This is a genomic window from Streptomyces sp. NBC_01433 (assembly GCF_026340105.1).
Taxonomy (GTDB): domain Bacteria; phylum Actinomycetota; class Actinomycetes; order Streptomycetales; family Streptomycetaceae; genus Streptomyces.
In genome coordinates this window covers 588,549-613,433 of sequence record NZ_JAPEPM010000003.1, presented here as the reverse complement: position 1 = coordinate 613,433, position 24,885 = coordinate 588,549, and the positions used below count along the sequence as shown (strand labels likewise).

The 24,885-nt window shown below is 68.4% G+C and carries 25 protein-coding genes and 1 pseudogene; 16 read left to right on the top strand and 10 right to left on the bottom strand.

Annotation, left to right across the window (positions count from 1 at the left end):
• Positions 1-306 precede the first annotated feature (306 nt).
• The 4 genes from OG413_RS39555 to OG413_RS39540 all read right to left on the bottom strand — a co-directional run bounded on the left by OG413_RS39555 (position 307) and on the right by OG413_RS39540 (position 3,139).
• On the bottom strand, positions 307-702 hold the full coding sequence (locus OG413_RS39555; protein WP_266814233.1) for a hypothetical protein: 396 nt from the start codon (positions 700-702) through the stop codon (positions 307-309).
• Positions 703-948: 246 nt separating this feature from the next.
• Positions 949-1,593 (bottom strand): LLM class flavin-dependent oxidoreductase, encoded by a 645-nt coding sequence (locus OG413_RS39550; protein WP_266814231.1) that lies wholly within the window; start codon positions 1,591-1,593, stop codon positions 949-951.
• A gap of 163 nt (positions 1,594-1,756) precedes the next feature.
• Entirely contained in the window at positions 1,757-1,936 is a 180-nt protein-coding gene (locus OG413_RS39545; protein WP_266814229.1) for a hypothetical protein, read from the bottom strand.
• 480 nt (positions 1,937-2,416) lie between these two features.
• Positions 2,417-3,139, bottom strand: a complete 723-nt coding sequence (locus OG413_RS39540; protein WP_266814227.1) for a class I SAM-dependent methyltransferase — start codon at positions 3,137-3,139, stop codon at positions 2,417-2,419.
• A gap of 740 nt (positions 3,140-3,879) precedes the next feature.
• Here OG413_RS39540 and OG413_RS39535 point away from each other — a divergent pair.
• The 12 genes from OG413_RS39535 (at position 3,880) to OG413_RS39480 (ending at position 17,538) form a co-directional block, all read left to right on the top strand.
• Positions 3,880-5,196, top strand: coding sequence for an MFS transporter (locus OG413_RS39535; RefSeq protein ID WP_266814225.1), 1,317 nt, complete (start codon positions 3,880-3,882; stop codon positions 5,194-5,196).
• 44 nt (positions 5,197-5,240) lie between these two features.
• Positions 5,241-6,053, top strand: a complete 813-nt coding sequence (locus tag OG413_RS39530) for an NAD(P)-dependent oxidoreductase (protein ID WP_266814223.1) — start codon at positions 5,241-5,243, stop codon at positions 6,051-6,053.
• Positions 6,054-6,126: 73 nt separating this feature from the next.
• Positions 6,127-7,044, top strand: a complete 918-nt coding sequence (locus OG413_RS39525) for a hypothetical protein (protein ID WP_266814221.1) — start codon at positions 6,127-6,129, stop codon at positions 7,042-7,044.
• The gene (locus tag OG413_RS39520) at positions 7,041-8,135 is read left to right on the top strand and encodes a GNAT family N-acetyltransferase (protein WP_266814219.1); all 1,095 of its coding nucleotides are present in this window, start codon (positions 7,041-7,043) and stop codon (positions 8,133-8,135) included. Before OG413_RS39525 ends, OG413_RS39520 begins: the two co-directional genes overlap by 4 nt.
• A complete protein-coding gene (locus OG413_RS39515; RefSeq protein ID WP_266814218.1) occupies positions 8,122-9,048 on the top strand; it encodes a DegT/DnrJ/EryC1/StrS family aminotransferase in 927 nt (308 codons plus the stop codon). Before OG413_RS39520 ends, OG413_RS39515 begins: the two co-directional genes overlap by 14 nt.
• A gap of 7 nt (positions 9,049-9,055) precedes the next feature.
• The gene (locus tag OG413_RS39510; RefSeq protein ID WP_266814217.1) at positions 9,056-10,222 is read left to right on the top strand and encodes an aminotransferase class I/II-fold pyridoxal phosphate-dependent enzyme; all 1,167 of its coding nucleotides are present in this window, start codon (positions 9,056-9,058) and stop codon (positions 10,220-10,222) included.
• 7 nt (positions 10,223-10,229) lie between these two features.
• Positions 10,230-11,396: a histidine phosphatase family protein gene (locus OG413_RS39505; RefSeq protein WP_266814215.1), complete on the top strand. Its 1,167-nt coding sequence runs from the start codon at positions 10,230-10,232 to the stop codon at positions 11,394-11,396.
• Positions 11,393-12,544 (top strand): hypothetical protein, encoded by a 1,152-nt coding sequence (locus OG413_RS39500; protein WP_266814213.1) that lies wholly within the window; start codon positions 11,393-11,395, stop codon positions 12,542-12,544. The genes OG413_RS39505 and OG413_RS39500 overlap by 4 nt, the downstream gene beginning before the upstream one ends.
• Positions 12,541-13,257 carry a TIGR00730 family Rossman fold protein gene (locus tag OG413_RS39495; RefSeq protein ID WP_266814211.1) on the top strand — a complete coding sequence of 239 codons (717 nt, stop codon included), beginning with the start codon at positions 12,541-12,543 and terminating at the stop codon, positions 13,255-13,257. The genes OG413_RS39500 and OG413_RS39495 overlap by 4 nt, the downstream gene beginning before the upstream one ends.
• Positions 13,254-14,210 (top strand): glycosyltransferase family 2 protein, encoded by a 957-nt coding sequence (locus OG413_RS39490; protein WP_266814209.1) that lies wholly within the window; start codon positions 13,254-13,256, stop codon positions 14,208-14,210. Before OG413_RS39495 ends, OG413_RS39490 begins: the two co-directional genes overlap by 4 nt.
• A gap of 110 nt (positions 14,211-14,320) precedes the next feature.
• Positions 14,321-15,736 (top strand): DUF6271 family protein, encoded by a 1,416-nt coding sequence (locus OG413_RS39485; RefSeq protein WP_266814207.1) that lies wholly within the window; start codon positions 14,321-14,323, stop codon positions 15,734-15,736.
• Complete coding sequence (locus OG413_RS39480) at positions 15,706-17,538, top strand: asparagine synthetase B (protein ID WP_266814205.1); 1,833 nt, start codon at positions 15,706-15,708, stop codon at positions 17,536-17,538. Before OG413_RS39485 ends, OG413_RS39480 begins: the two co-directional genes overlap by 31 nt.
• A gap of 237 nt (positions 17,539-17,775) precedes the next feature.
• On the opposite strand, the pseudogene OG413_RS39475 reads toward OG413_RS39480, so the two are convergent.
• The 3 genes and pseudogenes from OG413_RS39475 to OG413_RS39465 all read right to left on the bottom strand — a co-directional run bounded on the left by OG413_RS39475 (position 17,776) and on the right by OG413_RS39465 (position 20,487).
• Positions 17,776-18,624 (bottom strand): annotated as a pseudogene (locus OG413_RS39475) (IS5 family transposase).
• 42 nt (positions 18,625-18,666) lie between these two features.
• A complete protein-coding gene (locus OG413_RS39470) occupies positions 18,667-19,623 on the bottom strand; it encodes an SDR family NAD(P)-dependent oxidoreductase (RefSeq protein ID WP_266814203.1) in 957 nt (318 codons plus the stop codon).
• 45 nt (positions 19,624-19,668) lie between these two features.
• Positions 19,669-20,487 (bottom strand): SDR family NAD(P)-dependent oxidoreductase, encoded by an 819-nt coding sequence (locus OG413_RS39465; protein ID WP_266814201.1) that lies wholly within the window; start codon positions 20,485-20,487, stop codon positions 19,669-19,671.
• A 106-nt stretch (positions 20,488-20,593) separates the two neighbouring features.
• Here OG413_RS39465 and OG413_RS39460 point away from each other — a divergent pair, with 106 nt between their 5' ends.
• Entirely contained in the window at positions 20,594-21,166 is a 573-nt protein-coding gene (locus OG413_RS39460; protein WP_266814199.1) for a TetR/AcrR family transcriptional regulator, read from the top strand.
• A gap of 176 nt (positions 21,167-21,342) precedes the next feature.
• On the opposite strand, the gene OG413_RS39455 is transcribed toward OG413_RS39460, so the two are convergent.
• From OG413_RS39455 to OG413_RS39445, 3 genes are all read right to left on the bottom strand, one after another.
• Positions 21,343-21,747, bottom strand: a complete 405-nt coding sequence (locus OG413_RS39455) for a hypothetical protein (RefSeq protein ID WP_266814197.1) — start codon at positions 21,745-21,747, stop codon at positions 21,343-21,345.
• A gap of 9 nt (positions 21,748-21,756) precedes the next feature.
• Positions 21,757-22,440, bottom strand: a complete 684-nt coding sequence (locus OG413_RS39450) for a hypothetical protein (protein WP_266814195.1) — start codon at positions 22,438-22,440, stop codon at positions 21,757-21,759.
• Positions 22,441-22,746: 306 nt separating this feature from the next.
• On the bottom strand, positions 22,747-23,166 hold the full coding sequence (locus OG413_RS39445) for a hypothetical protein (protein ID WP_266814193.1): 420 nt from the start codon (positions 23,164-23,166) through the stop codon (positions 22,747-22,749).
• Between the two features lie 165 nt (positions 23,167-23,331).
• On the opposite strand from OG413_RS39445, the gene OG413_RS39440 reads away from it, so the two are divergent.
• Genes OG413_RS39440 through OG413_RS39430 form a run of 3 tightly spaced genes read left to right on the top strand, consistent with a single transcriptional unit; the run spans position 23,332 to position 24,672 of the window.
• The gene (locus tag OG413_RS39440) at positions 23,332-23,550 is read left to right on the top strand and encodes a hypothetical protein (protein WP_266814191.1); all 219 of its coding nucleotides are present in this window, start codon (positions 23,332-23,334) and stop codon (positions 23,548-23,550) included.
• On the top strand, positions 23,547-23,969 hold the full coding sequence (locus OG413_RS39435; protein WP_266814189.1) for a hypothetical protein: 423 nt from the start codon (positions 23,547-23,549) through the stop codon (positions 23,967-23,969). Before OG413_RS39440 ends, OG413_RS39435 begins: the two co-directional genes overlap by 4 nt.
• Before the next feature lie 22 nt (positions 23,970-23,991).
• On the top strand, positions 23,992-24,672 hold the full coding sequence (locus OG413_RS39430) for a hypothetical protein (protein WP_266814188.1): 681 nt from the start codon (positions 23,992-23,994) through the stop codon (positions 24,670-24,672).
• Positions 24,673-24,885: the final 213 nt, after the last annotated feature.

Sequence of the window (24,885 nt, the reverse complement as noted above, 5' to 3'; positions counted from 1 at the left end):
GACACGACGCGCCGTCGCTACGCGACGGAACCCAGCCGCGCTCCGCGCGGCTGGGTGGTCAACCCGTTGACCGGCGGTCAACTCCGTTGACCGCCAGCTCGGATCGCTCCGCGATCCGAGCTGACGGAATCCGCTTCGCGGATTCCTCAACGCGGCTGCTGGGTGGGGTGGTTGGGCTGCTGTCGGGTTTTGTTTTTCGGGGTGCTTATGTCGTCCGGGTGAAGGGGCTGTCTCCGGCCGCTGGGAGTCCGGGGTTTCTGCCCTGGCGGCTTCGGGTTGAACTGTGCACTCTATGGAAGCAAAAAACTATGGGATCTCCGGGACTTGGCCGGGCTCCTCTGTGGAGGGTTCATGGTCTGCCGTGATCCAATCGTCCTTGAGGATCTCCCTCATCAACTGGCTCTTCTCCTCGGACAGTTGGTGGAGATTTCGCCTGGTGCGCACCTTGCAGAGCCATGGGCCGATCATGACGCGCTCACCGTCGGCTTCCATCCACTCCCGGGCACGGGGCGGGCGTCCCCGGCGCTCCACGAACAGACGCAGGAGCTCGGCGGTCTGGTGGAAGGAACGGCGGGTCCGGGCCCTGGGCGTGGCGCTCGCGCTCTGCGCGGGAAACGGGACTTGACCGGAGGAATGCGTACGTCGGCAAAGCGTCCTCTCCTGCTTGTCGCGGGACAGCAGCGACGGCTTCCTGCGCACCAAACTCGCAGAATATCCCGAACTTCCCGCGGTCCTACTGGACTTCGACGCACCGACCAAAGACGATCTTCGCCCACGGGTACTGGCCGCTTCCACCGTGCCGGCCTGCTCCCCGAAGAGATCCGGCAGAAGGCGATCCCGCGCATGAGGGACCTGGCCATCACGGCACCCGACGCCTCATGGATCGAGGACGGGTGATGCTCGCAGGGTGTTTGAGGGGCTTGCCTGATGCTGGTTCCTGGCGGTTGTTCAGGTGATGACGTCGGCGAGTCTGGTGACCTCGTCGAGGTCGTCCGTGGCGGGAACGAAGATGATCTCGTCTATACCGAGTTCGGTGTACTCCGTGCTGGACTGTTCGATCGTCTCCCGGGTGGTACGGAGCACCGCGTTGAGGGCGATGTCCTTGGGGGCCAGCCGGTAGAAGTCCTGGATGTTCGCCCGTCCAGCCTCGGTGTCGCCCAGTGCGGAGTAGGCGAGTACGACGAGTTTCGGAGCGCCCTGGCGGCCGGCCTCCTGCCAGGCCCGTCTTGCCGCCTCGAATCTGGGCGCTGTCATGTCCGGCGGCAGCGAGCCACCGATGTAGCCCTCGCCCCAGCGCACCATGTGGTCCAGTGCACGAGCGGAGTATCCGCCGAAGAGCATGGGGACTTGTCGGGTTCCCGGCGGCACAGCCGGGTTCGGTCCGTTGCCGACCGGCTCCCCGTTCCAGATCTTGCGGTACGTCTCCAGGTCGGATTCCAATCGCGCGCCACGGCCGTGCAGTTCGTGCCCGGGTACGGTGAACTCGTCCTCGCGCGACCCGACGCCGACACCGAGCGTGAGACGGCCGTCGGCGATTCCGTCGATGCCTGCGATTTCCTTGGCCAGCAGGGCGCCGGGCCTGGCTCTCCGCACCACCGAAGGCCTCGACCCGGAAAGGCTCGACCTCGCACGCGAGACCCTCAGCGAACTGCAGCGCCGCCTTGAATCCGAACTGCCCTGACCCACCGGATGGCGCGACAGCACCTGGCTGACGGCTGAGAGCATCAGCTTCTGACAACCTGCCCGGCTCATGCCCTCAGTCGCTCCAGCGGTCGTGGATCTCACCCAGCGTCGCGAACCACACGTCGTCGTGCTGCCGTATGTGGCGGATGAACCGCTCCAGCATCATGATCGCGTGCGCCCGCCCGCTCACGCTATGCGAGCCGGGGCGGTTCACAATATCTTTCGCTGCCTTACGACAGTGCTTGGAGATCATTCCCCACCTGGCCTCGCCGTGCCGCTCGTTGAGCCCGCACTCAAGCCAGACGGAATTCAAAGCCAGACCACATTCAATCACCGCACCGTCGACGAGAAGCCACGCACGATACGCAAACCCGCCCACCAGTCAGTCGGAATGACGTCCTCGAACACCACAACACCGCGGCGATCCACTTGCCCGGTTCAGCGAGAGCACTTGAAAATCACACCTATCCGCCTGAAGGACCGGGCCAGGGATTCCCGCTCCCCGGATGCGCACAGGTGATCCCTGACGATTCACTGCAGGGAGGGATATTCATCAGCGCTCGACAGGAAAAGAAGGTTGGGTGATGGGGATTTCGCCACTGACGCTCACCCTGTCCTGTCGGTAAGGTCACAGAGATCGGTCGCCTGGGGCAACAGGCTCGGCTTCGGCGTCGCGGCCGACGTCGACTTCGGCCGCGACGCCGAAACCCATTTGCCGGTCGGTCTCAGAGGGTCAACCTCTGCGACGACCGTGGTAGATGAGCCGGTGGGGAGATAGCTCGTCGCCATAGCCTCGATCAATCCGCACTAGGTCGAAACCGGCCCGTTCCAGTGCGCCTTCCAGATCAAGCACGTGATGATAAACCCACCGCTCGCTCACCTGGGTGAGGATCTCGCTTCCGGAACGGAAAACCTTCTCGATCACCACGTGATCGAACATCAGGCAGTTGCGCTCCCACTCCTCCACCCTCACATCTCCGGTCTCCGCGCACAGCTCCGCGACGCAGAGGTGCCAGTCGCGCTCCGCCCGTGTCTCGAAGTTCTGACTGACATCGATATAGACGTGCCCACCCGGAGCAAGAACGCGGGCGGTCTCCTCAAGGGCCCGTTGGCGGTCCTCGGCCGACAGCAGCAGCTGTAGCGTCGAGTAGGGCATGACGGCGGCGTCGTGATGCCCGCGCAGGGGCAGACGACGCATGTCCCCGCAGACCGGGAAGAGCCCCGATGACCGGGGCATGCGTGCCAGTCGTTCCTCACTCAGGTCCACCGCGGTCACTTGACGTCGGGACCGGTTGGCAAGGGGCCCGGCCACCCGGCCGGTACCGGCGCCGAGGACCAGAACCCGCTCGTTCGGGCTGATGAGGTCGAGCCAGTACGAGACATCACGCCTCTGACGGTTCAGCCGGTGATCGTTGTGCCAGTCGTACAGCAGGGCTTCCCACTCGCCCGGTTTCACCGTGCAACCTCCCAGGGCCGGCAGAACCGAAATCGCAGACGGACAACCGGATCACCGGCCGCCGACGTCGGTGCGAAAGTCAATCCCATGTATGCGAGCGGGTCAACAACGGCACCAAGTGCCCCGTTCTCAACCGGCCATTCACCGGGCACCCGTTTACCCGGATGAAACGAGCGGTCGCGGCACTGGCTGACCGGTCCGCCAAGTACCGGCGTGAGACGTCGTCCCGTCAGCGTCAGTGCGGGTCGGTTCTCAGGGATGGCGTAAAAGTGTGCCTTCCGATCGCTGCTTGGCCCTGGGGCTCCGCACAGGCAGAACCACACCATCGCCGTAGCCTTTCTTCCGACGGCACAGGAAGGAGATGGATTACCCGGGGCTTAACTCCCGCCAGTAGGACAACTTTAAAACTCTATCCGCATACGCGCAGGCCCGATCCGTCGTTCGCTCCGAAGCACGTGGTGCCATCCACGCCCGGCCGACGTGCGGTCCGTGTGCCGTGGTCTGAACTCAGCCGTACATCACGTCACCGCAATTTTGTTGATACTGCCCGCCCCTTGAAGACGTTCTCGCATGTCGTCGCAGTTCGTCGAGCCGAAAGCCACGGTGGAACACCCGTCAAACCACCGTCCCCTCCCGCCCTCCCTTTCAGCCAAAGCCACGCGGTGGAGCATCCGCGTGACGCGACTGGAGATATGAAAGGGAGGGTGGCATCGGGATAGGGCGACGGAGGTGATGAGCGAATGGTCGAGACGTCCACGGACGTGCGTACACGATCCGAGATCTGGAAGGACTTCGAACCGTCAGAACGACGCGAGGTCACCACGGTCGTCGTGTCGACCTTGCAGAGCCAGAGCACCTCGGCACTGCTGCTCCTTCTGCTCTCCCTGCTCGCGCTCGACGTCACCGGGTCCCCTGCGAGCGTTCCGCTGGTCGTCGCGGCCGGCGCCCTGCCGGCACTGCTCCTCGTCCGGTGGGTTCGCAGCGTCAACCGGCTGCTGGACCACCGGTGGGTCATGCTGCTCGCGGACGTCGGCGCGTTCACGGTCGCGCTGGTGCTGTATCTGCTGGTGCGCGGCGGCGGACTCCAGGCTTGGCACATCTATGTGGGCATGTTCCTGTTTTCCTCGTTCGGAGCCTTCTACCTGCCGGCCATGCGGGGCTGGGTCGCCGACCAGGCGGTCGGGCTGGAACAACTGACCTGGCTCAACGCGATGCTCGCCGTCTCCTCCCAGGCGTCGGTCGTGGTCGGGTGGGCCCTCGGGGGCGCCTTGGCCTCGACGGTCGGAATCGCCGTGTCCCTCGCGATCTGTGCTCTTTCGTACGCATTCGGTATCGGGTTGCAGTTCTTGGTGTTCGTTCTGGTCAACCGGGCCCCCGTCCGCAAGGTCGCGAAGCACGGAGAGCCTTCCGGCGAGGCTGCGGAGACCGGCATCCGGGCCACCGCATCGCCGCAGGCGGTTTCCGGTGCCTGGCGCAACGTGTTCTCGCCGCGCCTCCTGGGTCTGTTCACCGCCTCACTGCTCCTGATGGAACTGACCCACACACTGGCGTTCAGTATGTTCGTTCCCCTCCTGACCGAAGGGTCACCGGACCGATCGTGGATCGCGGGCACGGCGAACGCCTGTTTCGCCCTCACGGCGATGGTCAGTGGTGTGCTGGTCTCCGGAGGAGCGGTCGGACGGTGGGCGCGTCGACGGGCACCGCACATCGTGCTCATGGGCTTCTGCGTCCAGGCGCTGTTCGGGCTCAGCGCCGGCCACGCGGTACTGACCATCGGCCTGTACGCGATGGTCGGTCTGCTCAGCGGCGGTGACGCCGCTCTGCAGAGCGAGGTCCAGGATCGTTGGCGACCGGTCGGCTCCGCCCAGGCGTTCGCCTTGTTCGGCGCGGTGCAGGGACCGGCTCAGCTGATCGGTTCACTCGTCGTGGCGTTTCTCCTGCTGCACCTGCCCGTCACGGCTGTCTACGTCGGCACGATCCTGACGCTCGGCGTGGGCGCGGGACTGCTTCTGCTCCTGGCCAGGGCGCGGGCTGCGAGCCCCGCTCCGGAAAGCTGACAACCCCTCGGACGACTGTACGAAACCGATGAAAGGAACGTCCCGTGTCGGACATAGCCTTGTACGGCCTCGGAGAAATGGGCGCGGACATCGCGCGGTGCCTGGTGGGGCGCGAAGCGGTACTCCACGCCTACGACCCGGTCGCCGAAGTGGATCTGAAGGCGCCGAACTTCCACCGGCACACGACGGCCGAGAAGGCCGCCCGCGCGGCGTCCGCGCATCTCGTGGTCGTGAAGCGGCTCCAGGACGTGGAGGCGCTGCTCTTCGCCGACAGCGGACTGTGCGCGTCCGCTCCCCCGCGCTCCCTCGTGGTGCTGCACACCACGCTCATCCCCGACACCGTGCGGGAGTTGCGCGAGCGCGTGAGCGGAACGTACGGCCACACTCTGCTCGACGCCGCGCTCAGTCGCCGCGGTGGCCCGGTCCGCGAGGGATCGCTGTCCCTGTTCGTCGGTGGCGAGGAGGCCGAGGTCGCAGCTGCGCGGCCGACTCTGGAGCTGTACGCCGACAACGTCGTGCACACCGGGCCGACCGGTGCCGGGATGACCGTGAAGCTCTGCAACAACTGGCTGCTCTACAGCAACCGGCATGCCGCGCTCCAGGCGATCAGAACCGCGCGGCAACTGGGCGTGGATCACGACGTACTGCTGCGGGCGCTGACGTCGTCGACCGGATCGAGCTGGGCACTGAACCACTACTCCGAGCTCGACGAGGCGATCGTCACCGGGCAGGGCGCACCGCCGGTAATGCGCGAGCGGACCACGTCCGAACTCCGGATGGCCCGGGACATGGCGTCGACGACGGGCAAGGTACCCACGAGCCTTCAGGAGGCGTTCGCGATGCTGGACGCGATGTAGACGACGCCATCGTCTCGGAGCCCATTGCCGGCCGGTGCCAACGCGTCAGCCGGTCCGCCCCGGAAAGGTGAAGATGCACAGCGATATCGTCTCTCGAGAAGAGCTGGCCGAGATCGTACGAACGCTCCCCGTCCATGTGTGGAACTCGCCTTCGGCGGCGGAGGTCTACGGACGCACGCTCAACATCGTGTGCCGCACCCGCCGCGGCAGCACGGCAGGCGTGTGGGTCTGCCCGCTGGACGAGGACGACGGCGGCCCCGCCGCGCGCCGGGCATATCGACTCCTGCCGTACGCCTCGCCGTGGACCGACCCTGCCCTGCACCCCGTCGACCGGCATCGCACGGTCGTCTCGATGGCCGCGGCAGTCATGGAGCGGGTGTACTCGATCGACCTGCCGATGGACCCGCGGTTCAGCGAGGTTGCCGCACTGGCCGAGCTGGGCGCCGAGGTGAGGTGCCGGCACACGCGCCTGCTTGCCCTGGACCGGGCCAAGGAGCCTCGGCAGTCGTACGTGCCCACGGCACGCAATCACGTACGCGCGGCGGCGCGGCGGCACAGCGTCGCCGGAGTGCCCCCGGAGGACTTCGACTTCTCCCGGGCCGTCGTCGGACAGTCGGACGCGGCCGTCGCCGAGCGGCGGCGGGCAGGCTTGAGGATCAGCCGCGACCATCCTTGTCTCTGCCTTGCGGCTCTCGATCAGGACGGTGTCTGCCGGGGTCAGGTGTTCGTCCTGGAGTGCGACGGCGCGGCGGTGCTGATGCACTCCTGGTTCGACCGCGAGGGAGCCCGCGGCGTGCCCAGCCTACTGGTGGACGCGGCCGTCGAAGCTGCGGTCAGGGATCCGGGGATCAGCACGTTCGACTTCGAAGGAAGCGTGATCCCCAGCATCGACCACTTCATGACCGGCTTCGGAGCCCGGGCCTGCGCTTATCCGCACCTGCGGTGGCGTCGGGCGGGCGGACGGCCCGACGTTGCGGAGGAGTTCGGATGACGACCGTCGGCCCGCCCCCCGAGCCCTTCCCCCGCATCGGCTCCTCGCAGCACCGAACCGTTCACGCGCGATCGTACGGGGAGGGTGGGCCGGGCACCTGGATCGGTGGGTGGGAGGAGCTGACCGACAACCAGCAGCTGCGCTGGGAGGAGAGGTACGAGCAGTTCGGCACCCGTATCCAGCAGTCTCCCGCTTACGCGCGGGCGCTGGCCGCCTCCGGCCGGAGCGTGATCGTGGTCCTGACGGACGGCGCGGTCGCGGCTTTCACCCGCGACGGAGCCGCGTGCACCGCCGTCTGCGACGACCAGCCGCTGCTGGCGGACACGGTCCGCCTGGACCTACTGGCCGACCTGGTGTCGGACGTCCACCGTTTCACAGGTCTCGCGGTGTACCTCCCGTTGGTGGACGCTTCCTGTGCCGGTGTCCGGGGCTACGACGGGTTCGCCGTTTGGGAACGCCCGCCGAACTCCCTGGTCGACTGGTCCCTCGACGGCGAGGACCTGTGGCAGCGCGCCCTGAGCCGTGGCACGTCTCAACTGACTCGCAAACGCCGCCTGGTCGAGCGCGACGGGCTGACCCTGTGCTTCGGGCGGTGGGGGGCACGGGCGGCCGAGGACGTTCTGGAGGTGGACGACCGCTCGTGGAAGGCCGAGCGGGGGCAGAGCATGCGCATGCGAGCGGGCCAGGACGAGCTCTACCGCCGGCTCGTCGAGACCGGCACGGTGACGGTGTCCTTCCTGAAGGATCATGACCGGCCGGTCGCTTTCCGGATGGACGCACGGGTCAAGGATCGGGTGATGTGCCTGAAGTGGTCCTACGACGAGTCCTACCGGCGCTACTCGCCCGGCCTGTACCTGCTGACCGAGGGATTGCGGAGAGAGTGGGCCGACCGCGGCATTTGCACGGTGGACCTGCACGGCAGCCCGGACGCGCTCAAGGACCTGCTCCACAGCGACCGTCCCGCGCGAGTGGACCTCTGGTACGGCGACCCGCAACTGGGCGCTCGCCGGGCCGAGGAGCGCTTGGCCTTCGACGCGGGCGTGACCCGGACGCATGACCAGGGTAGGGGGCTGAGACATGCTTTCGGCTGACCATGCCGCCGGTGCGGCAGTCGCGGAGCTGCTGCGTCGGCTCGGGCAACCAGCGGCCGAGTTCACCGCCTCCGGTTCGGCGGCACTCGAAGTCGCCCTCGGCGTGCTGGGAGCGGGCCCCGGCGACGAGGTGGTGGTACCCGACGTCGGTTGCCACTCGATCGCCGCCGCGGTCGTGCGTGTGGGTGCGGTGCCGGTGTTCGTGGGGGTGGGAGAGGAACTGACCCTCAGCTCCGGCGACGTGGCCGCGGCCTGCACGGACCGTACCCGCGCCGTCGTCGCAGCGCACCAGTACGGGCTGCCGTGCGACGTGCGGGGCATCGCGGACGCGGTGCCGCCGGACGTCACGGTGATCGAGGACGTGGCACAAACCTGGGGCTCTTCCGTGCGGGGGGTTCCGGCCGGCGCCACCGGGGCGTTCGCGGTCATCTCGTTCGGTCCGTCCAAACCCGTCTCGCTGGGCGCGGGTGGTGCTCTCCTGGGCCCGGCCGAGAGGGTGGGAGGCACGGTCTCGCGCGGCAACAACACCGACCGCCACCTGCCGCGTCCTCCGTCACCGGCGCGGTTCCCGGCCCCTCTGTTCGACCTGCTGCCGCAGGCCCTGGACCGTGCCGATCTGTGGCTGGCGCAGCGCATGGAGGCCGTCGCGCGCTTCACGAGCAGCTCTCTGTCCGCGCACTTCCGCCTGCCACCCCTGCCGGCCCACTCCACTGCGGGCTGGACCCGGATGCCGCTCTACCCGCGCCCCTCGGCCACGGGCGCCCACGTCGAACTGATCAAGGCGGCCTTCGGCCCCGTACAGCCGATGCACGCGCTGCCGCCGTCCTCGCTGCCCATGTTCCGGACGAGTGGCAAGCGCGTCGTGCGCGGCGGCCACAGGTCCACGGAACCCCTCCTGGTGAAGATTGGATGAGCCCGCTATGACGACTATCAACCCCCACCAGTTCTTCGACCTGTCGCGCGAGGATCCCGACTCCCTCACGCACTTCCGTTCCGTACTGAACGACGGTCAGCTCTTCCGCTACGTCGAGGGGGACCGCGAGTCGGCGAACACGCTCATCGAGCGCCATCTCGCCGCCTACCTGCACCAGGAAGCGGCGGTGGCGGTGGCCAACGGCACCGTGGGACTACGGTTGGCGCTCCGCGCGATCGGAGTCGAGCCGGGTGACCGGGTGCTGGTCAGCGCGTACTCCTTCATCGCCTGTGCCATGGCCATTGCCGCGGTCGGCGCCGTGCCCGTACCACTGGACATGGACACGGCCCTCACCGTTGACACAGCGGCCCTGGAGTCACCCGGCGGGCCCGTCGCAGCTGTGATGATCGTCCATGTGCAGGGTCACGCGGTGCCCGTGGGGCGGATACGCGCGCTCTGTGACCAACTGGGCGTGCCGTTGATCGAGGACGCCTGCCAGGGGCTGGGCGCCCGGTCCTCGGACGGCCTGGCGGGACAGCTCGCCGACGTCGCGGTGACCAGCTTCCAGCAGTCCAAGCAGATCGCGTCCGGTGAGGGCGGCCTGGTGGCCGGCAGCGCCGAGGTGGTCGAACGTGTCTATCGCATGGCCGATCTCGGTGCAGTACGGCACGGAGGCGGGCTCCCCGACTGGGACGACGAGCGCGCGATCGTCGGCGACAACCTGCGCATGACCGAGATGCAGGCGGCCCTCGTCATGGACCAGGCGGATGCGTTGGAGGACACCCTGGCGCGTCAACGCCGCCACCGTGTTCACCTGCGGGAGGCCATCGGCAGCGACGTACCCGTCCTCGACAGTGACATGCCGGAGGGGGACGCCGGTTCGCACATCCTGTTCGAGGCGTTGAGCGAGTCCGACGCCAAGGACTTCTGCGCCGCGCTCGCCTCCCGCAACGTGCTCGCACGGACCGTCTGGAAGAAGACGTACCTTGATTACGGTCTCTTCCGGCGTAACGAACCGAGTGGACTGTTCTCCGACGCCCGGCCCAAGAAGGCCATCGCGCTGGCGCCCAGGATCCTCAGCGTTCCCACCTCGAAGTACCTGACGGACTCCGCCGTCGCAGCGATGGCAGAGGCCATCGTGTTAAACCGTCACCACCTGGCAAGTGAAAGGTAATACGGCCATGAACCGCATCGCGCTGCTGCTGCGCGGTCTGCCCAACTCGGGCAAGACAACCACAGCCGCACTCCTGCGCAACCAGCTCACCCCCGCCGTCCGGATCTCCAACGACTCGGTCCGTTACATGGCGCAGCCCAGGGACTTCAGCGCCTTCACCATCGAGGCGTCCGAACTCGGCTGCCTGGACCTGGCGATCTCCTATCTCGACAGCGGGTTCACACCGGTGATCGACGGTGTGTTCGAGGACACCGACTTCCTGGACGCCCAGCACCTGCGCTTTCGCAGGAAGGGACTGCGCCTGGTGACGGTCACTCTGATGGGTGGTCTCGACGACCTCATGGACCGCAACTCCTCCCGTGACCCGCTGGCCCGCATGGACGAGGACAGGATGCGCGAGCTGCACGCGCAGTTCCGCCCGGGTGGCCTGCTGCTGGACATCGACGGCAAGCAGCCCGAAGAGGTGGCGGACGACGTTCTGGACCTCCTTGAACTGACGTCCCAGGGCGAGGAGGAGGAGGCCGCCGCCGCGATTGATGCGGATGTGCTGTTCCTGCGCCACGGTGCCCCGGACTACCCGCAGGACGTGTATCCCGATCCGTACGGAATGGGGCTGTCCGAGCGCGGACGGGACGAGGCCAGGGCGGCACGGCACGCCGTCGAACGGTTCGTGCCGCACGTGGTGTACACCTCGGACTTCCTGCGCGCCGAGGAGACCGCCACGCTCGCGGCCGGCCCGCTTGGTCTCGACATCCGCCGCGACGCAGCGCTGCGCGAGCGCGTTTTCCACACGCTCGCCGGAACCGGACTCGCCGAGGTACGGACCCTGCTCGGCGAGGAGGCGGAGCGGGTCTTGAACGGCAACAGCGATCTCTGCGAGCACGGGGACGAGGAAACCTACGAGCAGGCCCGGGAGCGTGTGCTCACCTTCTTCGGGAAGCTGGCCGCGCTGCACGCTGGGCAGCGGGTGCTCGTGGTGGGCCACGGCGGGCCCCACGCGTGGCTGGTGGAGAAGGCACTCGGCGCCCAGATGCGGGGAATCCGCCGTATGCGATGGGACACGGGCCACTTCTCCCGCTTCCGCGTCGGACCGGACACGGTCTCGGTGGACTTCATCAACCGCTCCCCGGAGGACATCGCTCGCAGCCCACGCCCCGTCAAGGAGGAGCCGTGACGTCACCGATCCGCCGTCGGCCCCCTTGCATAGCCGTCGTGGCGACGCCCTTCGGCTTCGGGCCGGCGTCGAAGGCGTACAGCATCGGTCAGGTCCTGGCCCAGGATCACGGCATGGACGTCCGGTACTACGGAGCGGACTCCGCGCTGGACTTCTTCCGCGCCCAGCGCGGCCTGTGCTCCGAGCACCTCGACTCCCGAACGCTGCGCGAGAACTCGTCGGTGCTGGAGGCGGCCGACGCCGTGGTCAACGTTCTCGCCCCGGAGCTGATCGCGTCACCCGCGCTGGCCGCCTCGACGTACTACGTGGACAGCCTCGGCTTCATGTGGCAGCGGGCCGACATTCCCGAGGACAGCCCGCTGCAGCGGGTGCGGGCCTACTTCGCGCAGGACCTCTTCGGCAGCGCGGCCAACCTCGCCGGGCTGGGCCTGCCCGGGGTCACTCCGGTCTCCGGAATCGTGGCGCCGACGGCCCCACCACCGTCCGCCGGTGCCCGGCCGGCGGGTCGGATGCGGGCCCTGGTCCAGCTCGGAGGCCTCAGCAACCCGGCCGGGCACGATTCGGCCCACGTGTACCTGGCGCTGGCGGAGCGTCTGCTCGCTGCGGTGCGGGACGACTCGTACGACGTCAGCGTCGCCATGAACAGCGCGAACGGTGCGTTCTCGCTGACCGCGGCCGGGCCGGTGCGGCACTTGTCCAGGGACGGGTTCCGGGCCGCTCTGGGCGTTTGCGACGTCGTGCTCAGCTCACCGGGCATGACCACCCTGATCGAGGTGTCCCAGGCGAACCTGCCCTACGTGCCGCTACCCCCGCAGAACTGGAGCCAGGTCCTCATCTCCCGGCACATGGCAGCGCGATCTGGACATGCCCTCTGGCCGTTCCTCACCGGCCCCTACGAAACGATCGACGCGCGGGCGCGCGAGGAGGAGAAGGCCGCGGCGGTACGGGAGGTGAACCGCCGACTCGCCGCCGACAGCGGATACATCGCGCACTTCGCACGACTGGCGCGACGCGCGGTGCATGACCCCGAGACGCCCGACGTGGGCGCCCCTTTCAAAGGTGCCTGGGAGGTGGCCGCCGCTGTGGCGGCCGATCTGGACCACAGAAGCGACACCTACGAGCTTTCCAGGAAAGAGAGCGAACGATGACCGAACACACCCAGGGCGCACTTCTCACCACGTTGCAGTCGATCGCACGTGAGGTGGAAGGCGCACGCACATGGAGCGAGACCTCGCGTGCGCTGGCGAAGGAGACGCGCGTAGCCACCGTGTTCGGCTCGGCACGGGCCGCACGTGGCCGGCCCGGCTACGAAATGGCCCGTGAGTTAGGTGTGGCGCTCACAGACCGCGGCTGGACGACGGTGACAGGCGGTGGTCCGGGGATCATGCAGGCAGTGCGTGACGGCAGTGGCGAGACCTCCTCGCGCGCGGTCCGCGTCGAGATCGCGGGCGAGGAGCCGGAAACTGTGCTCGACCCCGACCGGTCCATCACCGTCGGCACCTTCGCCCTGCGCAAACTGCTGATGACTCACGACATCGACGCGCTGTTCGTCTTCCCCGGAGGGGTCGGCACCTTCGACGAACTCTACGAGGTGCTGGTTCACCACGACACCGACCGGCTCAGCCGCTTCCCGATCGTCCTTATGCAGCCCCGGGACGACCGGTTGTGGGACGCCTGGCTGAACTTCATGGAGGAGCACCTGGTAAGTAGCGGTCTGGTCAGCCCCTCCGTCATGAAGGGACTGGTCGTGGCGCAGTCGGTCGAACAAGCTCTGGCGGCCGTGGAGGAGGGCCCGCCACCGGCGTCGGGCGAGCACGGACACGGCACGACACGTGCCGGCGCGGAACGGCGCTCCGCATGAGGCCCCTCACCGAGGCGCCGCGGCCCGGAGCGGACGCCGGGCGATCCGCGCGGATCAGCGTCCTCATTCCCGCCTACAACGCGCGTACCACGCTGCGTGCCTGCCTGCTGTCGCTGACCCACCAGACACAGCGAACGCCGTACACGTACGAGGTGATCGTCGTCGACGACGGCTCCTCGGACGGCACGAAGGACATGGTCGCGGGTTTCCCCGGCCGCCTTGACCTGCACTACGCCTACGAGCCGAGGTCCCCGGCCTCCGGGCGGGCCCGGGCACGCAACATCGCGCTGGCCACGGCGACCGGCGACCTCGTCGTCACGCTCGACGCGGACCAGGTAGTGGCGCCGGACTTCCTGGACGCGCATGTCCGGGCCCACGCCGCAGGTCCCGCTCTGCTGGTCGTCGGCAGCAGGCTCCAGCTGGACGAGGGCGAGATCGACCAAGAGGCTCTGGCAGAGAGGTTCGACCTCTCGTCGCTGCCCGAGGTGGTGCGCGGCGACGAGCGCGACCGAGTCTTCCGGGCCCTCGGTTGTGGGCTGGCGGACATGGAAACCGCATGGCACTACCCGTGGACCTGCAACGTCTCCGTGCGGCGCGACCGTCTGATCGCCGTGGGCGGCTTCGACGAGTCGTTCACGGGATGGGGCCTGGAGGACGCCGAGTTGGGCTACCGACTCGTGAAGGACGGCGTCCGGATGCACTACACGACAGGAGCCGCCGTCTACCACGAACACCGGCTTCCGGTCACCGCCGACCAGTACCGTCAATGGCGGCGGAACCTGGAATATTTCATCCGTAAACACCCGGATCCGGTCGTGCGGCTCCAGGAGATGTTCGCACCCGCCATCGACCCGGACACGCTCACCGAAGAGGACTGGGTCGACACCGCCGTTCGGTTCGAACACGCGGCCCGCGCGCTCACCGGTCCTGACCGGCCGCTGCCCGTCCACTGAGCCTGCCGCGGTTGCCACCCGCGGTGCGGATCCGCGGACCGGTCCGCGGATCCGCACCGCCCCCTGGTTGCTCCCGGCCGACTCGCTCCGAGAGGTTGCGACACACCACCATGCACACGCCTGCGAAACAGCCCGGCAACGGGTTCCTCGACACATGCGCCCCGCGACTCGTCTACATGCCCACCAACCGGCCCTTCGAGGAAGCCTTCCGCTCCCTGGCGGCCGAGGTGATCTCCCTGCCGGGCTGCGCCCACGAGAACGTCACGCTGCTGGTCGTGGACGACTGTCCGCCAGCGGTGTCCCGTGTGAACCGGCAGGTGACCGACGAGGTCGCCCGCGCCTCCGGCCTCCGGGTACACGTGCTGGACGCGGACGGCTGGAGGCGTCTGGCCGACGACATCGTGGCGACGTCCGGCCTGTCACCGAACGACAGCGCCGCCGCCCGGACCGCTCTGCTCCAACCGACCGGGTCGTACGGAGCGGGCCCCAACAAAGCCGCGCTCGTGGCCGCTCTGGTCGGCGCGGAGTCCCTGCATCGGCGCGACAGCGACCAGATCACCCCGGTGGACCCCGCCACCGGCTCCTCGCCTCTGCGCGTCGAGGCGGAGCTGCTGGACCGGGCGCGAACCGGAGGCGATGTCGATGCCTACTGCGTCGGCTCCTCGCTGACCGGCCGCCCCACCCGCGACCGCCGGGACCTGGAGCAGCACTCCGCGGAGTTCGTGCGGCGTGTCGACGCTCTGAGCCAACTCCCACGCGACATCTCTCGGGCTCCTCGCGCACCCCGGCCCGGGGCCGCGCCGCCCGGGCGGATCACCGTACACAACTCCGTATCGGCGCAACGGGACCACACCGGAGCCGTGGAGATGGGCGTCGCCGCCTTGCGCACGGTGCACACGTGGATCCCCGAGATGCCGGCCGTCGGCATTCTCGGCAGTGACTACTTCCAGAAGGGCCTCCTCTACCAGTTGGATCTGCCCGTCTACCACCACGACTTGAAGGCCCACCACGTCTACGAGCCGTGGCGGGCGGGGCAGAGCCGACCGGACCATCTCGGCTGGTACGCCCGTGCCGAGATGCGCTACGCCGTGCTCCGCCGGCACTGGAACCTCTTCAACGAGTCCCTGGTGGCCCAGCGAGACCGTCTCTTCACGTCAGAGGGCGAGTTCGACTCGGCGGCCTACGGTGAGCTGTTCCTGGACGCCCGGGAGCGGAGCGAGGAAGGCGCGGCAGGCATTCCTCCCGCCTTCCTCACGGCCTACCGCGAAGCGGCGGCCCTCGCCTCGGGTGAGACCGCACGACGGCTCGGCATCCGCATCGCGGCACTGGAGGCCGAGTCCCTCTCCGTAGCGGCATACGTCTCCCAGGCCATTGACGAGTTCGCCCGTCTCACCCGTGCCTGGCCCGACCTCGTGGCAGCGGCCGACCGGCTGGGGCGGAGCACGGACCTGAGTTCCTACACCTCGGCCCAGGTACCGGTTGCGGATCCGACCGCTTGCTCCACGAACCGCCACGAACCGAGCTGAAGAGCAGCACAGACGAGGAAGAGGTCATCACCATGTGCGGTATCGGCGGAATCCTGTTGAAGCGGCGCACATCGGCAGACCGCGACGGCATGATGCGGAGGCTGGCGCCGTCGCTGGCACACCGTGGAAGAAGCGAGGAGGGCTCGTACACCGACGAACGGGTCGCCCTGCACTGCTCCCGGCACGCCGTCATCGCGGTCGACGAGGCACGACAACCGCTGGTCGACTCGCGGGGCGAGTTGGTGATGGTGGGCAACGGCGAAGTGCTCAACCACCGGCAGCTCGCCCCCCGTCTTCCCTCCGACCGGCTGAGTCGACTACGGCCGGGGGACCTCCAGGTCGCCCTCGAACTGTACGCGGACCGCGGCGCCGCGGCCTTCGAGGACCTGCGGGGGCCATTCGCGCTGGCGGTGTGGAACTCCAGCGGCGGTGAACTGACGCTGGTACGCGACCGGCTCGGCGAGCGCCCGCTCTACTACTACGATTCACCGAACCTCTTCGTCTTCGCCTCGGAGATCCGCTGCATCACCGCGGCCCTGGCAACGCACCGCCTGCACCTCGACGAATCGAGCCTCCTGACGTTCCTCGGCCTGGGGCGCATCACGGACGACCGTACGCCGTACCGGGAGATCCGAGCCGTGACGGCGGGGGCCGTACTGCGTATCGGTGACGGCGACCCGGGATCCCGCAGGATTGCCTCGCTGACCCCCGTCTCGCAGCTGCGGACCGCTCCGGCGGACGAAGCGGAGGTGGATCACCTGCTCGACCAGGCGCAGCGGCGTGCGCTGGTGGCGGACCGCCCGGTGGCGGTCGGCTTCTCGGGGGGCATCGACTCTTCCGCAGTGCTCAAGGCCGCACTGGACGCCTCGGGAGCCGCCGCCGCCATCACCGTGTACTCCGACCGTGGACCGGAGCCCGACGAGAACCTGCGCCGGGCCCGCATGCTGGCTCGTGTCCTCGGCGTGGAACTGCTTGAAGTGCCCTTCCGCATTCCCTCGCTCGACGACACGGTGCACCTCCTCAACAGCACCCTCGACGGACCCGCCGCCGAACCCCTCGTCCTGCACAACGACGCCCTGCACTCCGTCGCACGAGATCACTCCGCCGTGCTCCTGGGCGGCCACGGTGCTGACGAGGTTTTCGGTGGGTACGCCCGGTACACCGCACTCCGCTCCGCCGCAGAGGGAACCACCACCCAGGAGTGGATGACCGCGTCGCTGTGGGAACGATGGAATCGGGCAGTCAACTGGCAGAACTTCGTCAGCGAACACGCCGGCCCGGAGCTCGCCCCGCACGCCGAGATCCACGGAGCACCGCTGGAACGCCCCTTCGCCTACTCGGACTTCGAGGACAGCGATCCGGTCCTCTTCGGCCAAGCCCTCGACCTCTTCCGGCTCATGACCTATGACAACTTCCGCGCCACGGACGAGAACGGCATCGCCCGGGGGGTGGAGGTGAGGTCCCCCTTCTTCGACCTCGACCTCATCGCGGGTGTCTTCAGCCTCCCTGTGGACCGGCGCCTGAGGCCGGGTTCCCCGAAGCATCTCCTTCGGCGGGTGTTCCGGGGAACAGCCCTCAAGGGCGCCTTCACCGAACGCAAAGTCGGGTTCGACGACCACTTCTCCTACGCGGACTGGATGACGGACAACTGGCCGGCATTCTCCGGAGCCATCACCGACGGCCCCCTGCCAGGAACGGGCGTACTACGCAACAGCGTCTTCGACGACCTGGAGAAACTGGATTGGCGGCAGCTGTGGCGCCTGTTCAGCCTGTCGACCTGGCTGGACCGCGCGGCACTCTGAGATGGCGGCTGCCGTCCATCCGGCACCGGACGGCAGGACCACGACGACCGCGCGGCTCTCCCTCCGTATCCGGAGCTTGGGCTGGCCAACGGCCCGGGATACGGGCGGAGAGCCGGCCACGGTGGGCGAGGACACGGCCGACGTGGCGCACAGCAGTCGGTTCCGGTTCGCAGACGAACACCCGCCCCCACGGCCCTTCCGTTCTAGGGGGGTGTCTTCAGGAGTGTCTTCAAAGGGTCATATCCACATCAGGAGTGATGCGATGGTGATGGCTGCTTCGTAGGATTCGCGGGTTTGTCGTAGCGGGTGGCGATGGCCCGGTACTGCTTCAGTGCGTTGAAGCAGCGCTCGACCACGTTGCGTTGCTTGTACCGGGCCTTGTCGAATGTGGGTGGCCTGCCGCCGTTGCTGCCGCGCCGGCGTCGGTCGGCCTGCTGGTCCGCGCGCTCGGGGATCGTGTGCGGGATACCACGTTTTCGCAGGTAGTTGCGTATGTGCCGGGAGCTGTATCCCTTGTCGCCCAGCAGGTGATCGGGCCGGCTGCGCGGCCGACCCGGACCCGGGCGGCGGACCTTTATCTGCGCGAGGACCTGCTCGAGCTGGGTGCAGTCGTTGACATTGCCGCCCGTGACGACGAAACCGAGCGGTCGGCCCAGGCCGTCACAGGCGAGGTGGACCTTGGTGGTCAGTCCGCCACGGGATCGTCCGAGGGCGTGAGCGTGTGCCGATTCTGCCGGAGCTGCCCCTTTTTACGGCCCCCGCCGCATGCTGATGAGCGCGTGTGATCGTGGAGTCCACGGACACGAGCCAGTCGATGTCCCCGGCCCCATCCCTGCGGGCCCGAACCGTCTCCAGCATTCGCCTGAACGTCCCGTCCAGCGCCCACCTGCGAAAACGCGTGTACAACGTCCGCCAGGACCCGTACCTCTCCGGCACATCACGCCAGGCCGAACCGGTCCGCAACTTCCACACGATCCCGTTCAGCACCACCCGATCGTCCCGCCGGGGCCGCCCCGCCACCGTCCTCGGAAGCAGCCCCGACAGCACGTCCCACTCTTCGTCTGAGAGCTCATGCCGCCGCACCATGCCAACCATGACGCCCCATCAACTCCCTTTTGAAGACAGGCCCTAGCCGACGAGTTCCTTGGATGCGGCCCACAGCCGTGCTGCGTTCTCCCTGTCCTGGGCGTACGGCGCCACACCGGCGACAGCGCCGGCTCGCGCGGTGACCGGCTTGGCCTGCGCACAGTCCTCGAAGTAGCGGCCGGTGACGCCCTCCACCGTCGGCGAGGCGGCCAGCAGCACCGAGGTTGCGGCGCCCTGCTGCACGGTCTTGCCCGGCGGCAGTGCGAGTTCTCCCGAGGCGATGAAGACGGCCACCTGCTCCATGTCCACGTGCCGGCTCAGGTTTGTCTCGCCGACATTGCCCGGCATTACGGCGTTGACGGTGATGCCCTCGTCGGCCCAGCGTTCGGCGGCGCCGACGGCGAACAGGGCATTGGCGGTCTTGGACTGCCCGTAGGAGGTCCAGGGGTCGTAGGGGCGGAAGCGGTAGTCCAGGTCGTCGAACACGACCGGTGAGAAGAGGTGGCCGATGGAGCTCAGCGAGACGACGCGTGCGCCGTTCGCCGACGCGAGCGCCGGGTGCAGGCCGGTGGCAAGGGCGAAGTGGCCCAGATGGTTGACGGCGAACTGCATTTCCCGGCCGTCCGGCGTGCGGGTGAGGGTCGGTGTGGCCATGACCCCGGCATTGTTGACCAGGATGTCCAGCGGGCCCTGCCAGGCGGCCACGAATGCCACGACCGTCGACCGGTCGGCCAGGTCGAGATGCCCCACGGTCAACTTCCCGGATCCGGAAGGAAGTTCCTCCTCCAGGAGAGCGGCCACGCGGGCGCCCGCGTCGATGTTCCGTACGGCCAGGGTGACGTCGGAGCCCGCCGCGGCGAGCGCCCGGGCCGTCTCCACTCCGATTCCGGAACTGGCTCCGGTCACCACGGCCCGGCGGCCGTGCAGGTCGACGCCGTCGATGGCCTCGGCGGCGGTGGTGCTTGCCCCGAACGTACGGGGCGCCTGAGGTGCGGACATGAGATGAGGCTCCTGACGCGAGTGAGGTGAGCGGGAGGGAAGAGGTCAGCCCTGTGCGACCCGGGAGACGTGCTCCCAGTCGGCCCAGGTCTGAAGGCGCTGGGCGTATACGGGCTCGATGATCTCGATGGGTTCCGTACCGAACAGCACCCGCAGGGGAGGGTTCTCGGCATCGACGATCTGCAGCAGGGCGCTGGCCGCGTCGGCGGGGTCCGCGCGGCGGGCGTCGCCGAAGCGGGCCGCGATGGCCTCGCGGACCTGGTCGTACGCGGGGTTCGGCTCGGTCAGTGCGGCGGAGGAGCCGGCCCAGTCCGTACTGAAGCCGCCCGGTTCCACGACAGTGACCATGATCCCCTGGCCGGCGACTTCCTGGGCAAGGGACTCGCTGAAGCCCTCGAGCGCCCACTTGGACGCGTGGTACGCACTCAGTGACGGGAACGCGGTGATACCGCCGACGGACGAGACCTGCACGATGTGGCCGCTGCCCTGCGCGCGAAGGATCGGCAGCACGGCCTGGGTGACCCAGAACGCGCCGAAGAGGTTCGTCTCCATCTGATCGCGCAACTGCTGCTCGGTGATCTCCTCGACCATGCCGAACAGCCCGTAGCCGGCGTTGTTGACCACGACGTCGAGACGGCCGAACTTCTCGTGCGCGGCGCCCACCGCAGCGGTGACGGCGGCCTTGTCAGTGACGTCCAGCGCCAGCGGCAGCACCGCGCCGTCGCCGTACCTGGTGACCAGATCGTCCACGGCGGACACGTTTCTGGCGGTCGCGGCGACCTTGTCGCCGCGCTCCAGCGCGGCCTCGGCGAACGCGCGGCCCAGGCCGCGGGACGTACCGGTGATGAACCAGACCTTGCTCATGATTTCTCCTCTGAGGTCGACTCCACCGTAACCCAGAAAGTTAGACGCGTCTAAAAATGTACCCGTCCAGGAATCTAAACGTATGATGGATCCCGAGGGAGGAACGATGAAACTGCGGGAGCGCAAGAAGCTGGCGACCTGGCGCGCCATCCGGTCCGCCGCGCTGCGACTCTTCGACGAGGAGGGCTACGAGGTCACCACCGTCGAGCAGATAGCGGCCGCGGCCAACATCTCGCGCGCCACCTTCTTCAACTACTTCGCCAGCAAAGAGGCCGTCGTCTTCGACCAGGACCCCGAGGAGCGGCACAACTGGCAGGCTCTGATGAACGACCGTCCCGCAGACGAGTCGCTCTGGGACTCGCTGAGCGCGATCCTGACGGGATTCTGCGAGAGCCTGCGCGAGCGCCTGCCGGTGCAGCGCATCCTGAAGGCACAGTCACCCGCGCTCGCCCAGTCCGGCCAGAGCTTCGGCGAGCAGTTCTTCACCGACCTGCGGAACTGGGTGGCTGAACGTACCGCCGGGTCCGACGAGTTGACTGCGACCCTGCGGCTGAACCTCGCCGTGGCCGCCACCCTCACCGCGTATCAGACCTGGCTCACGGACGAGTCCTTCGACGGGTTCCTACGACGCCTCGAACGCTGCCTCCGCCAGGCGGGCCCCGGCGCATCCACCGACTGACCCGCTGCCCCGGGGACACGGAAAAGCCCCCTCGCTCCCTTGAGTTCTAGTGGTCGCAGGAGCGCCGCCAGGGACTCGAACCCCGGATCCGCTGATCAGGAGGCGGCCTGGATTGAGAACGTGTTCTGTCCATGGAGGCTAGGGACGGTGGCCGGTCCGGGAGCAGAGTCGGTTCGCTACGCACTGAGGATGTCGGCGAGTTGGGCCAGTTTCTGTGCGGATGGGCTGCCGGGATCGGCGTGGAGTACGACGAGGAGTTGGCCATCGGTACCGGCGAGCAGGAGTCGTTCGTAGCGCAGCTCCAGCCGCCCTACCTGCGGGTGGTCCAGCTGTGAGGCACCGGCGCCCCGCGGGCTGACGTCGTGGCGGGCCCACAGCCGGCGGAAGGTCTCGCTGCCTGCAGATTCGTTCACCAGTTCGATGATGTGTGGATCACTGCCATCCGAGCCGATGAGGGCGCGCAGGCTGGCGACGGCGCGGATGGCCATCTCGTCCCAGTTGCGGTAGAGCTGGCGCATGCGCGGGTCGAGAAATGCGGACCTTACGGTATCGGCGACCGCGTCATTGAGGAGTTGGCTCATGCCACTTCATCAGCTGCCCGCCGAGCGTGTGACACCGAGGGGATGATTGCCCCTGCTCGCTCGGCACGGGCCCGGCGCAGTCCGGCAACCTCGGTTGACGCGGCCTGCCGGGGTCGACAGGCCCCGCTCCGTCATCGCGCACTCGTCCAGGGCGAACCACTCGGTGGGGCGCGCGAAGGCCTCGGTGCCGATCCGGACCCGGCGTGCGGTGCCCTCGCTGTCGAGACGGATGCGGTGGACGTACCAGCGGCAAATCAGCGTGTCCTGGTCCACCGGCACCGATACCCCGAGCACCGGTTCGTGGCCCTCCGCGTCCCAGACCGGCGCCGCCGCCTGGTCCAGGTGTACACGCAGCCCGCCGTGCTGGAACCGGATATCGACCACCGAGCCGATCGACGCACCGTCCGGCCGGGCAAAGTCGGAGTCGGCCCGGTCATCGCGGGCATGGAGCCAGGCTGTGGCCGCGGACATCACAAACAAGTGGTCGGCACTGTTCACCTCCCGGGCACGGCTGCCGCACATCTGCGGCAGCCCGTCCGGCCCCGGGTAGTGCGCGAGGTGGCAGACACGATCGGTGTAGAGCTTCGCCGTCAGCCGGCCACCGCAGCCACCGAGGAGCGACCCGCACCAGAACGTGTCGTGCTCGTGCTGGCAGCGGAAGGCGTCCAGCTCGATCGTCTCCAGCGGCAGCATCAACGGCTCCTCCGAGTCGTCACCGCCCAGGACCGCCGTCTGAATCCGCCGCCTGTCACCCCCGCACGAACCCCCGCTTTTCGACCCAACTCATCCTGTCATTTAGGCTGCTGGCCCCGAAGGTCAATCACAGATTCGTATTGGGGTCAGGGGTTCTTGGCAGGCGGCTGCCGGGGGATGCCCCGAGGAAGGTCGGCGATCGACGCCGGAGAAGGCATCTGGCCGGTCCTGGGCCTGCCACTCACCGACTTTGTCGCCGGAGCCGTGGCGAGCTGCGCACCGTCGAGGAGGCGCGGCCTCGCTGTCTTACGCTTCGCCTCGTCCTTGGCCCGCTGTTCTTCCGTGTGGCCTTGACCTGCTGGGCGTACCCAACCAGGCACTCGTCACTACGGCCTGCGTGAAGTAGGTGCGGGCGAAGGTCTCGATGTCCTCCAGCGGGAGCCGGGAGAGGACCAAGTCCCGGATCACCTTGTCGAACCCGGAGAGGCCCCACAGTACGAATCCCATCATGGCGAGGATGGGCAGTTTCCGCACGGGCCAGATGTCCCGCGTGATCACGTGCAGCGTAAGGAACGCGGTGACGGGCATCGCGACGACCGCCAGCACAGCGAAGCGGACGAGGCTGGGCCAGCCGCCGAGGGCCGATAACCCCGTCCTCCCGGCAACAGTGCGCCGCGCGTGCGGAGCGGCGGTGAGCCCATACACGAACGCCATCAGACGGTTCATGCCGGCACCCCCCGGGTGGCGCCGCAGACCTCGTCCCCATCTGTCCCCCGCCTGGTCGCATCTGGCCACCGGCGAACCCACCGTGCCCGGACACGCTTCGACACCCTCCTCCCGGCCCGCCTGCTCCAAGGCGCCTGCTACATCCTGATCACCTACCTGTCCGGGATGCGCGACAGCGAAATCAAGCACCTGCGCCCGGGCAGCACCCATACTCTGCTCGACAGCTCCGGCCGCCCCTACCGCTGGACGATCACCAGCCTCGCATTCAAGGGCGAAAACGACCCCGCCAGCACCGTCGCCACCTGGATCATCGGCGCCCCGGCCGCCCTCGCCGTCGCCGTCCTCGAACGCCTCCAGCCGCCCGGCTCAAGCCCGGCGCGATGACACTGCGCTCCAGCAACGAGCTGATCAACCTCGTGATCACCTGGATCAACGCCTACTGCCACCACCACGGCCTCGCCAACGCGATCCCCGACGTCAACGGCAAACCCTGGAACCTGACCGCCCGCCAGTTCCGCCGGACCCTGGCCTGGTACATCGCCCGCCGCCCCGGCGACGTCATCGCCGGAGCCGTCCAGTACCGCCACCTCGGCATCCAGATGCTCGAGGGCTACGCCGGCACCAGTGACTCCGGCTTCCGCGCCGAAGTCCAAGCCGAACAGGCCATGCAGCGCGGCGAGCACCTCCTCGCCCCGACCACCGACCACCCGCACGACCTGCGCGGCCCGGGCGCCGCCGAGGCCAACGCCCGCCTCACCGACTTCCACCAGCGCACGCGGCTTCACCGGCTCCGTCGTCACTGACCCGGCCCGCCTTCGCCGCGTCTTGGCCCGCCACGACTCCGAGGTCTACCCAGGCACCTACGTCACCTGCGTCTTCAACCCGGACAAGGCACTGTGCCGACCCCGCCCCGCCCGCGGAGGCCGCACGGTTCCCGTCCCGCACGACTGCCAGCCGCTGGAGTGCCGCAACGTCGCGCTCACCGCCGCCAACACCACCGCACTTGCCGCCGAGGCCGACCGCCTCGACCTCCTACTCCGCGCCCGCCCCCCATCCCGCCCCTTCCGCAGGCCGACCTGGAGCGGCGACGCGACGCGATCCACGCGTCCCCCCACCGCCAATGGGACTGCCCACCGCCGCCCCATGCCGAGCCGCACCGACGTCCTCGCCGCCATCGACATCCTGACTGCCGAGACCGGTCGGCGCCCGAGCGTGCCGGCACTCGCCGCCCGACCCGACCTCGCCAACACCACCTTCCGCCGCAACTACCCGGGCATCTGTGCTGAGCTCTCCGCCATCCCCCGCGCACCAGGCGATATGACCGCAGCCGACGCCCACGCCAAGGTCAAGACCGACAACGCTCAACTGCGACGGGACAACCGCGACCTCGCCCACCAGCTCGACCTTGCCGTCGCCGCCATCCAACGCCTGAGCATCGACAACGACCTCCTGCAAGCCGCCCTTCACGATGCCCGCGCCGTCACCGCACTACCCCGCCACCGCTGACCCGCGGCAGGTGCACCCAGCGGATGCCGTCGGCGTCGATGCGGTCGACGAGCGCCCGGTATTGGCGCTGCCACGTCGGCTCCGCCGGCGGCCGCGGCCCTGGCCGCCGGCGAGTCACTTGCGGTCTCACCCGGTCAACGGCTCAGAAGCTCCACTCCGGCGCCACACAGGTTGGCGCTGCTCCGGTAGGTCTTGATGGTGGGGGTGGTCCAC

What these genes read in the sequence shown, in the direction of transcription:
- OG413_RS39545 (WP_266814229.1), bottom strand. Translation starts at nt 1,936, where the DNA reads ATGATCTCCAAGCACTGTCGTAAGGCAGCGAAAGATATTGTGAACCGC.
- OG413_RS39535 (WP_266814225.1), top strand. Translation starts at nt 3,880, where the DNA reads ATGGTCGAGACGTCCACGGACGTGCGTACACGATCCGAGATCTGGAAG.
- OG413_RS39525 (WP_266814221.1), top strand. Translation starts at nt 6,127, where the DNA reads ATGCACAGCGATATCGTCTCTCGAGAAGAGCTGGCCGAGATCGTACGA.
- OG413_RS39520 (WP_266814219.1), top strand. Translation starts at nt 7,041, where the DNA reads ATGACGACCGTCGGCCCGCCCCCCGAGCCCTTCCCCCGCATCGGCTCC.
- OG413_RS39515 (WP_266814218.1), top strand. Translation starts at nt 8,122, where the DNA reads ATGCTTTCGGCTGACCATGCCGCCGGTGCGGCAGTCGCGGAGCTGCTG.
- OG413_RS39510 (WP_266814217.1), top strand. Translation starts at nt 9,056, where the DNA reads ATGACGACTATCAACCCCCACCAGTTCTTCGACCTGTCGCGCGAGGAT.
- OG413_RS39505 (WP_266814215.1), top strand. Translation starts at nt 10,230, where the DNA reads ATGAACCGCATCGCGCTGCTGCTGCGCGGTCTGCCCAACTCGGGCAAG.
- OG413_RS39495 (WP_266814211.1), top strand. Translation starts at nt 12,541, where the DNA reads ATGACCGAACACACCCAGGGCGCACTTCTCACCACGTTGCAGTCGATC.
- OG413_RS39490 (WP_266814209.1), top strand. Translation starts at nt 13,254, where the DNA reads ATGAGGCCCCTCACCGAGGCGCCGCGGCCCGGAGCGGACGCCGGGCGA.
- OG413_RS39485 (WP_266814207.1), top strand. Translation starts at nt 14,321, where the DNA reads ATGCACACGCCTGCGAAACAGCCCGGCAACGGGTTCCTCGACACATGC.
- OG413_RS39470 (WP_266814203.1), bottom strand. Translation starts at nt 19,623, where the DNA reads ATGTCCGCACCTCAGGCGCCCCGTACGTTCGGGGCAAGCACCACCGCC.
- OG413_RS39465 (WP_266814201.1), bottom strand. Translation starts at nt 20,487, where the DNA reads ATGAGCAAGGTCTGGTTCATCACCGGTACGTCCCGCGGCCTGGGCCGC.
- OG413_RS39460 (WP_266814199.1), top strand. Translation starts at nt 20,594, where the DNA reads ATGAAACTGCGGGAGCGCAAGAAGCTGGCGACCTGGCGCGCCATCCGG.
- OG413_RS39455 (WP_266814197.1), bottom strand. Translation starts at nt 21,747, where the DNA reads ATGAGCCAACTCCTCAATGACGCGGTCGCCGATACCGTAAGGTCCGCA.
- OG413_RS39450 (WP_266814195.1), bottom strand. Translation starts at nt 22,440, where the DNA reads ATGCTGCCGCTGGAGACGATCGAGCTGGACGCCTTCCGCTGCCAGCAC.
- OG413_RS39445 (WP_266814193.1), bottom strand. Translation starts at nt 23,166, where the DNA reads ATGAACCGTCTGATGGCGTTCGTGTATGGGCTCACCGCCGCTCCGCAC.
- OG413_RS39440 (WP_266814191.1), top strand. Translation starts at nt 23,332, where the DNA reads ATGCGCGACAGCGAAATCAAGCACCTGCGCCCGGGCAGCACCCATACT.
- OG413_RS39435 (WP_266814189.1), top strand. Translation starts at nt 23,547, where the DNA reads ATGACACTGCGCTCCAGCAACGAGCTGATCAACCTCGTGATCACCTGG.